The sequence below is a fragment of the Rhodococcus erythropolis R138 genome, assembly GCF_000696675.2.
Lineage (GTDB): Bacteria > Actinomycetota > Actinomycetes > Mycobacteriales > Mycobacteriaceae > Rhodococcus_F > Rhodococcus_F erythropolis.
The window spans coordinates 740,055-750,811 of the sequence record NZ_CP007255.1; the positions used below are offsets into that span (position 1 = coordinate 740,055).

Sequence of the window (10,757 nt, forward strand, 5' to 3'; positions counted from 1 at the left end):
CGATGAACCTCGTAGAACTGCTACTTGATCCTCTCCAGTACGGATTCATGGTGCGCGCGTTGGCCGTTGCGGTTGTGGCCGCGGTTGTCTGCGCCGTGCTCAGTTGTTGGTTGGTGCTCATCGGGTGGTCACTGATGGGCGATGCCGTCTCGCACGCTGTCCTGCCCGGTGTTGTCCTCGCCTACGTCGTCGGCGCTCCATTTGCCATCGGGGCCTTGATCTTCGGGCTGATCGCCGTCGCACTGATCGGACTGATCCGTAACACCAGCCGCGTCAAGGAAGACGCCGCGATCGGTATCGTCTTCACGACTCTCTTTGCGTTCGGTTTGGTTCTCATCTCGGTGACCCCCAGCCAGACCGATCTCAACCACATCATTTTCGGCAACCTGCTGGGGGTGAGCTCGTCCGATCTTCTGCAGGTCGCGATACTCGGCGCGTTGGCGTTGAGCATTCTGTTGATCAAGCGTCGCGATCTGACGTTGTTCGCCTTCGACCCGATCCATGCCAACGCGATAGGTCTTTCGCCCAAGCGTCTCGGAGCGCTGCTACTCGGCGTCCTCGCACTCACGTCCGTTGTGGCGCTGCAAGCTGTCGGAGTCGTGCTGGTGGTGGCGATGCTGATCATCCCCGGCGCGACGGCCTACCTTCTCACTGACAAGTTCTCGCGGATGCTGGTGATAGCTCCGGTGGTTTCCGCAATCTGCGCGATTACGGGTATCTACGTCAGCTACTACCTCGACACAGCTTCCGGGGGCATGGTTGTGATGACGCAGGGCATCCTATTCGCCCTGGTGTACCTGTTCAGCCCGTCGCAGGGGGTCATCGCGAAATGGACTTCGCAGCGGAGTAGGGCCCGAGCGGAATACAGCGCCGTGGCTTGACGGGCGGTCTTGATCGTTCGTCCAGTTAACAATCCGCTACCAAATCGGGTAGGTTCGTACGGGCATTCGTCACCACAAACATTCCGGCCGCAACGATGCCGGCTGCAAGACAATCGGTGGTGACGCCTTGAACACCGATGGGCCCTTCGATGACGCAGTTCCGAGCACGACGCACGTGGCTGGTTCTCGGCGTCGTTGTTGCGGTCATCGTCCTCGCCGGATCCGGGCTGCTCAGCCCACGAACCTCGGTTCTGGTGGACGATGTCGCCCAGCTCGTCGGCGGCGCCACTGCGACTGTGGTCTGTTGGTGGACGTCGCGGCGCCATCACGGAGTCGAGCGTCGTTGGCGAACTCTGATGGCTCTCGGTATGGCCGGCTGGACCCTCGGAATGTTCTTCTGGGCGTTCTACCGCTCGGTTCTCCACGTACCACTTCCGTCGCCGTCGATCGCGGACATCGGTTTCTTCATGTTCCCGGTGTTTGCCGTACCGGCGCTTCTGTCGCTGGTACGTGAGTCTCCCCGGCGTGAGGCGATCGGCCCGATCCATCTCTGGCTCGTGCTGACGCTCGACGGTCTTGTCGTTGTCGGTGGATTGTTCATCCTCACGTGGACGACCGCCCTGGGCGCCGTCGTTCATACCGGTCCGACGGGATCTCTCGGGTTTCTTGTCGCGGTGATGTATCCGATCACCGACTTCGTTCTGATCGCGATGGTCTTGCTGATGGTCATCGGGCCGAAGGCCGTTGCCGAGATCCGCGAACCGCTGACGTTCCTCGGGTGCGGGTTGGTGATGCTCTCCCTTTCGGACAGTTTGTACGCGTACTTGGTCGCGATCGGCGCCGAGAGTATGCCGACCATCGCCGATGCCGGGTTCATCGCGGGGCCGCCTTTGATCGCCTTGGCGGCGCTGACGAAGCGAACCGAGCCTCGGAACCGCGACGCGCCACAGCAGTGGCGAAGTGATCGGACTCAGTTGCTGCTGCCGTATCTGTTGATCGCGGTGATCGCGACGATCGTGACTGTTCAGGCACTGATCGTCGGCAACCTCGATGCCGTGGTCGTGATACTCGGCGTCGGCGTGCTGGTTCTCGCGCTGGTGCGCCAGATACTCACGCTCCTCGAGAACGACGCGCTCCTCCAACAGATCTCCGCTGCGCAGGACGAGCTCCGGTACCGAGCGCATCACGACCCACTCACCGAGCTCGCCAACCGGGCCGCATTCGACGAACACTTCGCGAGCGCCATCGAGAACTACCGCCTCACGAACTCCGATTGGGTGCTGATGCTTGTCGATCTGGACGACTTCAAACAGGTCAACGATCGTTACGGGCACCCGGCCGGTGACCGGTTACTGGTTGCCCTCACGGCGCGTCTGCGCGAAGCGGTTCCCGAGAGTGCATTTGTCGCTCGATTCGGCGGCGACGAATTCACCGTGCTTCTGCAGGGCCCGATCGACGACGCCGTCGTCGTAGCCCGCCGGATCGTCGACGCGCTCAGTTCTGATCAGACTGCAGACACATCGGTGTCGGTAGGTGCGAGCGTTGGTGTCGCGCAGTTCGAGTTAGCCGACGAGCCGCTGAGTGCACACGCTCTTCTCCGCCGAGCCGATGCGGCGATGTACGAGGCGAAGAGAAGCGGAAAGGGCGCTGTTGTCGTCTACTGCGATCGTCGCGAAGACTAGCGCCGTAAGAGTGCGAAGATCGTTGCCGGTGAACCCGATCCGGCCTTGTTGATCGCGCCACCGACAAGGATGCTCGCCCCGGTGGTTGGCAGGGCGGCAAGATTGTTCAAGTTCTCCAGGCTGATTCGATGCTTGTCGTACAGGAGCGTCGAGACGGGGTAGGTCTCGTCGTTTCCGAGGTCGGGACCGAAGGTGTCGGTTCCCAATGCTCCGCGGGTGCCCAAGCGTCCGGTGTCTATCAGCCACCGCGCCGCGTCCACCGAGAAGCCGGGTTGGTGGGTGACACCCTCGGCATCGGCGTTGGCATATTCTTCGCTACCCCAGCGCGATTCCCAACCGGTCCAGAGAACCACGGCCGCTCCATCGGGGATCTTGCCGTTGCGCGTTTCCCACTCCTGAAGGTCCGCGACCGTGAGCGCATAGTCCGAATCGGCGGCAGCCTTGTCCCGGATGTCGATCTTCACTGCGGGAAGGAAGAGGTCGGCCGGATCGAGTTGGCCGGCTGTGAGTCCACCTTCCTGAAAGTGCGCGGGTGCGCCCCAATGTGTGCCCGTGTGTTCACCCTCCTTGACGTACTGGAGGTAGTAGCCGTCGTCTGCGATGGTTGCCGCTGTGTCGAGAGTGAACGCGGGATCGCCGGGAAAAATCGGCGTGGTCGCGGGGTCGTTCACGTGGGAGAGCGAAACGACTTGCAACAGCTCATCCAACGGGGTTGTTGCGTCTTGGCTGCTTCCGGAACTGCTACCCATGTCGATCACCTGAGGTCCCGCTACCAGCGCCAGGCCTGTGGCTGCGCGCTGAAGTAACTGTCGTCGTTTCATCGATCCCCCGCCAATTTGCCCGAATTGAGAGTGTTGCAATCACTTTCGCTCCTTGAACACTAGGACAGAACCTTAGGCTGCGGCGGACCATGACGACCAATCCACATCGCGGACGGCTATCACCTGTCCGTGCGGTCGGTGATCTACGTACTGCGGATACTTTGCGGCCAAAGCGTCGATTGCGTTCTCGGACTCCTTGGTGCCGGGGCCGAGGACCTCCGCGCGTCCGTCGACGCGGACCCACCAGAGCGCGGACCAGTTGTCGTCGTAATGATCGACGAGCAGGCTCGCACGCCCCGTCTCGGTGATGTTCCGGAGCCTGCGAAGTGCGGTGGTGGTCTTCGGTTTGTGGTCGACGCAGGAATAGACGGTGTCGCCGACCAAAACGAATACCAGCGGCACGATGTGCGGAACGCCGGCCGCATCTGCCGTTGCCAGGTGAGCCACCCGCGCGGCTTCGAATCGTGCTCTCGGGTCGTCCATATTCACAGCGTAAGGGGATCAAGGCTTGCCGCGAGCCGCTGCTGACGGAACAGTGGTCTCATGGAACCGGATGAAGCGCTTCGGGAGATCGCCTACTGGCTCGAACGATCACGCGCTGAAACGCACCGCGTCAAGGCCTATCGCCGAGCTGCGGAGGTCTTTGCTGGATTGACCGACGAGCAGAAGGAGTCTCGCCGGAAGGCCGACAGTTGGAAGGCTCTCACCGGCATCGGGCCCAAAACGGCAATGATCATCGCCCAGTCGTACGACGGCGTCCCCGAGTATCTCGAGGAACTGCGGGGGCAGGCCGAGCCCATCGGCGACGGCCCATTGCGCCAAGCGCTGCGCGGCGATCTCCACACACACTCCGACTGGTCCGACGGCGGAAGCCCCATCGAAGAGATGATGCGACGCGCAGCAGCACTCGGCCACGACTACTGCGCCCTCACCGATCATTCGCCTCGCCTCACTGTTGCCAACGGGCTGTCCGCGGAGCGTCTACGTTCGCAACTCGACGTGATAGCCGGGTTGAATGCCGAACTGGCTCCCTTCCGCATCCTCACGGGAATCGAGGTGGACATCCTCGAGGACGGTTCACTCGATCAGGATCCCGATCTACTCGACGAACTCGACATCGTGGTGGCGAGTGTGCACTCGAAGCTGCGGTCCGAGCGCGAGGCGATGACCCGCAGAATGCTTGCTGCAGTGCGAAATCCGCGTGTCGATATTCTCGGGCATTGCACTGGGCGTCTTGTCGAGGGTGCTCGCGGAACCCGGCCCGAGTCGCAGTTCGATGCGGAGAAAGTGTTCGAGGCTTGCCGAGAATCAGGGACCGCCGTCGAGATCAACTCCCGACCGGAGCGTCGTGACCCGCCTTCGCGTTTGATCGAGTTGGCCCGCGATCTCGATTGTCTTTTCTCCATCGATACCGACGCCCATGCCCCCGGTCAGCTGGCTTGGCAGGGCTACGGCTGTGACCGGGCCGAAAAGTGCGGCGTCGAAGCGGATCGGGTGATCAATACGTGGACCGCCGAAAATCTTCTGGAGTGGGCGAGCAATTGAGAGCACGCCGGAATGGGTCACCGAGGCGTTTGCTCGGTGACCTCCGGGTTCAGCGTCGTGTGGTGGAGCGGCGGGGTTTCTGGTCGGGGTCGATGCCCGGTGGTGGGATGAACCAGGGCAGGTGATCGGTGCCCATTCGGATTTCCCATTTGCCGGTGAATCCGGGTTTTCGGTGCATCAGGGTGTGGTGGGTTCGGCAGAGTAGGACCAGGTTGTCCATGACGGTTGGTCCTCCTTTGGCCCAGTGTTTGATGTGGTGGGCGTCGGTCCAGGCGGGGACGCAGTCGCAGCCGGGGAAGGCGCAGCCTTTGTCGCGGGCGATCAGGGCGGTGCGTTGTGCTGCGGTGACAAGCCTTTTGAGTGGGGTGACGTCGAGTGGGGCACCGTTTTCGTCGAGGAGGACGGCGCCGAGCATGCAGTCGCAGGCGATCATGCGGGTGCGGCGGACGCTCAGTGGTCCCATCCAGGGCATGTGGCCGACATCGAGATCTTGTTTGTCGAGATCGGGAATGTCGAGATCCGGCATGCCGGGATCGTCGTCCTCGGACGGACCAGGTGTTGAGCCATCACCCGTTGTGGCGCATTCACGGTGGTAGGCCAGGTCTTTGGCGTTGATGTGCACGTTCAGGTGTGGGCGTTGGCCGCCGTCGATACCGGTGGCAGCGTTGTCGAGGTAGCGACGGATCAGCTCTGCCATGGCGTCTGCGTTGCGTGTGGCGGCGGGTCGTTTGTCGGGTGTGCCGTCCTCGGCGGGGGTGGGCATCGAGAGGCTGGAAAGGGCGGAGAGAAGCATCTCGCCGGTCACTCCGTCGAAATCGCCTCGGAGGGAGACTCTTCCGTTGAGGGTCGGGGAGATGCGCAGTTCGTTGCGATCGGTGTCTTCGCTTGGTGGTATGTCGTCGGATTCGAACATGTGCTCGAGGACGCTGATGGCGTAGCGCAGTTTGACGGTGGTCGCTTCGGTTCCGGATGCTGCCGCGAGGAGTGTGTCGCGGCAGTACGGTAGCGCGGCGTCGGGCATTGTTTTGGGTGGGGATTCGCAGAACGCCACGATCAGTGCCGCGTGCTCGAAAGTGAGGTCGCCGGCATCGAATTGGTCTTCGATCTCGGGGAATGACCGTAGGGCTTTTCCCAGGGTTGCGATTCTTCTGCCGGTGGAGATTTGCAGCATGGTGTGGTTCGCGAGCCATTGTCCGGTGCCGCGGTAGCAGAGTACTTGTTCGTCCGGGTTCAACGTCAGGGTGTCGACGGCGGCCACTCGAATGGCTTCCAGGCGAAGGATTTCCGCTGACGCGGTGATGGCGATCTCGCGGACGTCGGTGGGGTGCAGCCGCCACAATCGTCCGCGCACACCCACGGCGGAGCTGTTGACCACGGCAGTGACAGCGTCGTCGGTGATGTCGATCGTCATGAGAACCCCCCGTTCCACCTTCCATCATACTCGAACATACTTTCGAGTCAAGGACGTTTTCGAGAAGGTGAGGTGGGCCCGGCCGTCGCGATTCTATTGTTCGAGAGGAGATTCCGCCTCTAGAGCATCAGCGCCGGATCTGTAGTCAGTTCGATGTTCAGCCACGGTTCGTAGGGGAGATCGGCGAGGCTGTTGGCGAACGAGCGTCGAACTGCGTCTTCACCGTCGATGTCCCAGCTGTGTGGCGCGACCATGAACGTCGCTTCGATATACAGCTTGCGACCCACCTTGCTCATGGTGAGAGTCGGTTCGTCCAAGCCGAATTCGTCGCGGACGGCGGTGATGGCCTCGTGCACGCGGGCCTGAACGTTTTCGCCGGGAGCACCTTCGAGGAGTTCGATCAGTGCGGTTCGCAGAAGTGCGTACGGTTGCGGGACCAGCATCGCGCAGCCGAGGAGGACCAAGACGGAGTCGACATATCGGTCGGCGTCGGAGAAATCGGTGCGGCCCAGGATCATTGCGACGACAGCACCGACTGCGACCAGCGCGCTGAAGGCAGCCGACGCTCCCCATTGCCTGGCTTCGGCGACGAGCAGATCAGATGTGCGGTCGACTTGTCCGACGTAGCGCCAGGTGATGATCGACACCACTGCGCTGACAGCGCCGTATGCCACCAGCGACCCCGCGGTGACGTCGGCCCCGCCCGCGAGGATGACACGAACTGCCTCGACTGCGGCGTAGGCGAGCGTCGCCAGTAGCGCCATGCCCTGGACAGCGATGACTACCGGGATCAATGCCTCCTTACCGAACGGGAAGCGTGCGGTGGGGCCCGAGTCGGCTATCCGCGAGACCCGCAGCGACAGCGCCGTCAACACCATTCCGATGAGGGCGTACACACCGTCGAGCAGGATCACCTGGGACTGCGAGATCCAGCCCCAGAATGCGGCGAGCACAGCCAACGCCGTTGCGACCACGAGCGAGTACCGCAGAGCCTTGCGTTCGCGGGTAGCGCTGTCTTCCTTGGTGCCCATGAAATCCAAACCGCCTGTCCGTTTCGATATTCCTTCACGTAGGAATACCAGCAACGACGCGCAGGCACGGCATCAGTGGACCAATTGCGCTGCCAGATCGAGAAAGTCCTCGGCGTTGATGTCGAACTCGTCGGAGAATGACACATCGGGATTGCCCCTGGCTCCGAATTCGAGTGGTCGGGCTATGAAGGCTGTGCGGAACCCGAGAGCTTTGGCCGCCCGGATGTCATATTTGTGGCTGGCAACCATCATGATCTCGGCCGGGTCGAACCCGAGGTATCGAGCAGCCAGGTGGTAGATCTTCGGATCTGGTTTGAAGACACCGGCCATTTCGGCGGTGAAGACGGCATGCCATGGCAGATTTCCGTGCCGGGAGATGCTGACTGCGGCATTCACATCGGCGTTGGACAAGGCAGCGATTGTGTACTGCTGGCGCAGGGTTGTCAGGCCTGCGACGGTGTCCGGCCACGGGTCCAGGAATTTCCAGGCGGTGGTGAGTTCTTCCTGTTCGGCATCGGAAAGTTCGATGCTCTCGCGGGCCAACAGCTTGCGCAGAGCCTCGCGGTACACCGAATGTACTGTCACCCATTCGCCTGTGGAGTCGTCGGCCTCGGAGGTGTTCGCGAAGTACTCAGCGCGCCAGAGATTGACGAATCTTGGCCAGTCGACGTCGGCGTCGGTGATCCGACGGGCCTCTCGGCACAGGGTGTTGTGAAAATCGGTCGCTGTGCCCTGGACGTCGAACAGCAGTGCTTTGATCTTCTCGCGCACAAGCCCTCCACTTCGAGATCGCCTGACGGTGTTGCCACATTATCGCGGTTACGGCGCCCGATTCGTGCTCGATGAGCGCAAAGGCGCCGCGCGTCGCAAAATAGACATCTATGGCCGACCGCGGATTTACCCCGACTCAGCTCGCCGCCCGAGCTGCCTACCTGCTGCGCGGAAACGACCTGGGCACGATGACCAGCGCTGCCCCGAAGCTGTATCCCCACATGTGGAGCTGGGACGCCGCGTTCGTCGCGGTAGGTTTGGCGCCGCTCAGCGTCGAACGGGCGGTAGTAGAGCTCGATACCTTGCTTTCGGCTCAGTGGAAGAACGGAATGATTCCGCACATCGTGTTTGCGAACGGTGTCGACGGCTACTTCCCCGGCCCGACGCGTTGGGATGTCAATGCGTTGGCAGCGCATGCTCCTTTGGGTACCGCTACGTCGGGAATCACCCAACCCCCCGTTCACGCGATTGCGGTGCAGCGGATTCTCGATCATTCGCGTCGGCACGGACGTACGACGCGTGCGGTCGCGGAAGAGTTCCTCGACCGGCGCTGGAGTGATCTGGTTCGGTGGCACCGCTGGTTGGCGGAGGCCCGCGATCTCGACGGCAACGGCCGCATCGCGCTCTATCACGGGTGGGAATCGGGGATGGACAATTCTCCGCGATGGGATCTGGCGTACGCGAATGTTGTTGCGGGACAAGTGCCTGCGTATCAGCGCGCTGATCTCGCTGTGGTGACCGACTTGTCTCAGCGACCCACGGATCACGAATACGACCGCTACCTTTGGCTTCTCGAAGAGATGAAGGCCGTGAGGTACGAGGATTCTCAACTCGCCACTGCCATGAGTTTTGCCGTGGAGGACGTGTTTGTCAGTGCGGTTTTCTCGATGGCATGTGACGTTTTGGCAACTATCGGTGAGGAGCATTCGCGACCAAACTCCGACGTCCGTGATCTGCGCGGTTGGGCAGATCGATTCCGGCAGGGCGTAATTGCCACCACCGATGAACGATCGGGTGCAGCAAAGGATTTCGATCTTCGCACCGGACGATGGGTTCATACCGAGACCATCGCGATGTTTGCGCCGTTGCTGTGTGGCGGCCTGAGCCGCGATGCCGAGCGCGCTCTGTTGCGCACTTTCGAGGGGCCCAAATTCTGTGGTCACCCGGACATGCGATTTGCCGTCCCACCGTCGACGTCTCCGGTTTCCGGCGATTTCCGTCCTCGGGAGTATTGGCGTGGCCCGGTGTGGCCGGTGATCACGTGGTTGTTCTCGTGGGCGTTCGCGCGTCGGGGGTGGGCCGAGCGATCGCACGTCTTGCGTTCGGAGGGGTTGCGGCAGGCCAGTGACGGCAGTTTTGCCGAGTACTACGAGCCTTTCACCGGTGAGCCGCTGGGCAGTATGCAACAGTCGTGGACCGCGGCGGCCGTTCTCGATTGGCTCGGTTGAGTGAACATTCCCTGAATTAGCGGACAAAACGGACTAGTCGACCTTACTCTCGGGAAATGGTCGAGCGACGGATCGTCAGGACACTGGGCAAGCTCACCCCGATCGCGATGGCAGCTGCCATCGCGATCACGGCACCTGGCCTCGCCGCTGCCGACGCTCCCCGCGGCCCGGACGTCTCGTCGTGGCAGCACGTGGACGGAACCGGAATCGACTGGTTCCAGGTCAAGGCGTCAGGGCACGAGTTCGCGATGGTCAAGGCCACCGAGTCGCTCAACTACGTCAATCCGTACTTCATCCAGGATTGCCTGGTCATGCGCGCCGCCGGCGTCTCGCGCGGGGCCTACCACTACGCAGATGTTCGCCAGTCCCCCGAAGCCCAGGCCGCCTTCTATTCGGCGATCGTCCTGGGTATCAACGGACCTGGTGACCTGCCGCCCGTACTGGATCTCGAGGACGCGAAGGGACTGCCCGCCGGTCAGGTCATCGACTGGACTCATCGCTACCTGAATACAGTCCAGGCACTTACCGGGCGGCAGCCAATCATTTACACGTATCCCAACTTCTGGCGCACTCAGATGGCCAACACCACCGAGTTCAACCACTACCCGCTGTGGATCGCCGATTACAACGGGCAGAACGCTCCGGGCCCGCTGCCCGGCGGTTGGTCCAACTGGACCTTCTGGCAGTACACCAGCACCGGACGCATCCCCGGGATCACCGGAAACACTGATATCAACGTCTACAGCGGAGCGCAGGGCGATTTCGATCGCTACGCCAACAGTGTGGGGTTCGGCAGCAGCTAGTTTGCGGCGGGGGCCCTTGGCTCCGTGGTGCCCGGTTCGGGCCCTTTCGCCCTCGATGCATTTGCCTCGAGGCACGCGGAAGGGCCCTTTTTGGCACTCTTGTGACGCTTGGCTGGTTAGTCCGGTTGTTGCTCGTCAGTTACGAGAATTCTGCCGAGTGGTAGCCACGGTCGCTGAACTTTCGACTAGCTGAGCAGGATCAGAAAATAGCTATGGCAGAAAATGAGCAGGACTGCTCCAACCGAAAAGCTACAAAACGGACTTGAAGTTGGGTCTGGATCGAAGGTGCCGACCCGGTTTCGGTCGAAGATGGCGCCTCGCAACCCAATTATCGGAGCGCCGGAGTGCTTCGTTACCGGCAGCC

The 10,757-nt window shown here is 61.9% G+C and carries 10 protein-coding genes; 5 read left to right on the forward strand and 5 right to left on the reverse strand.

Annotated elements, in window-relative coordinates; all coding sequences use genetic code 11:
• Positions 1–2 precede the first annotated feature (2 nt).
• Positions 3–881, forward strand: a complete 879-nt coding sequence (locus tag H351_RS03330; protein WP_029256783.1) for a metal ABC transporter permease — start codon at positions 3–5, stop codon at positions 879–881.
• A 149-nt stretch (positions 882–1,030) separates the two neighbouring features.
• Positions 1,031–2,563 (forward strand): GGDEF domain-containing protein, encoded by a 1,533-nt coding sequence (locus H351_RS03335; RefSeq protein ID WP_029256782.1) that lies wholly within the window; start codon positions 1,031–1,033, stop codon positions 2,561–2,563.
• Here the strand turns inward: H351_RS03335 and H351_RS03340 are convergent.
• Both H351_RS03340 and H351_RS03345 read right to left on the reverse strand, forming a co-directional pair.
• Entirely contained in the window at positions 2,560–3,312 is a 753-nt protein-coding gene (locus H351_RS03340) for a cyclase family protein (RefSeq protein WP_029256781.1), read from the reverse strand. The genes H351_RS03335 and H351_RS03340 overlap by 4 nt on opposite strands.
• 144 nt (positions 3,313–3,456) lie before the next feature.
• Positions 3,457–3,867 (reverse strand): TIGR03668 family PPOX class F420-dependent oxidoreductase, encoded by a 411-nt coding sequence (locus H351_RS03345; protein ID WP_029256780.1) that lies wholly within the window; start codon positions 3,865–3,867, stop codon positions 3,457–3,459.
• 60 nt (positions 3,868–3,927) lie between these two features.
• Here H351_RS03345 and H351_RS03350 point away from each other — a divergent pair, with 60 nt between their 5' ends.
• On the forward strand, positions 3,928–4,929 hold the full coding sequence (locus H351_RS03350) for a PHP domain-containing protein (RefSeq protein ID WP_029256779.1): 1,002 nt from the start codon (positions 3,928–3,930) through the stop codon (positions 4,927–4,929).
• 49 nt (positions 4,930–4,978) lie between these two features.
• Here the strand turns inward: H351_RS03350 and H351_RS03355 are convergent, their stop codons facing one another.
• The 3 genes from H351_RS03355 to H351_RS03365 all read right to left on the reverse strand — a co-directional run bounded on the left by H351_RS03355 (position 4,979) and on the right by H351_RS03365 (position 8,142).
• Positions 4,979–6,340, reverse strand: a complete 1,362-nt coding sequence (locus H351_RS03355; protein ID WP_029256778.1) for an HNH endonuclease signature motif containing protein — start codon at positions 6,338–6,340, stop codon at positions 4,979–4,981.
• Between the two features lie 119 nt (positions 6,341–6,459).
• A complete protein-coding gene (locus tag H351_RS03360) occupies positions 6,460–7,371 on the reverse strand; it encodes a cation efflux transmembrane domain-containing protein (RefSeq protein ID WP_029256777.1) in 912 nt (303 codons plus the stop codon).
• A 72-nt stretch (positions 7,372–7,443) separates the two neighbouring features.
• Entirely contained in the window at positions 7,444–8,142 is a 699-nt protein-coding gene (locus H351_RS03365; RefSeq protein ID WP_021342252.1) for a haloacid dehalogenase type II, read from the reverse strand.
• 110 nt (positions 8,143–8,252) lie between these two features.
• Between H351_RS03365 and ggh the strand changes: the two genes are divergently transcribed.
• On the forward strand, positions 8,253–9,590 hold the full coding sequence (ggh, locus tag H351_RS03370; protein ID WP_019746148.1) for a glucosylglycerate hydrolase: 1,338 nt from the start codon (positions 8,253–8,255) through the stop codon (positions 9,588–9,590).
• Between the two features lie 107 nt (positions 9,591–9,697).
• Positions 9,698–10,393 carry a glycoside hydrolase family 25 protein gene (locus tag H351_RS03375; protein WP_370334015.1) on the forward strand — a complete coding sequence of 232 codons (696 nt, stop codon included), beginning with the start codon at positions 9,698–9,700 and terminating at the stop codon, positions 10,391–10,393.
• Positions 10,394–10,757: the final 364 nt, after the last annotated feature.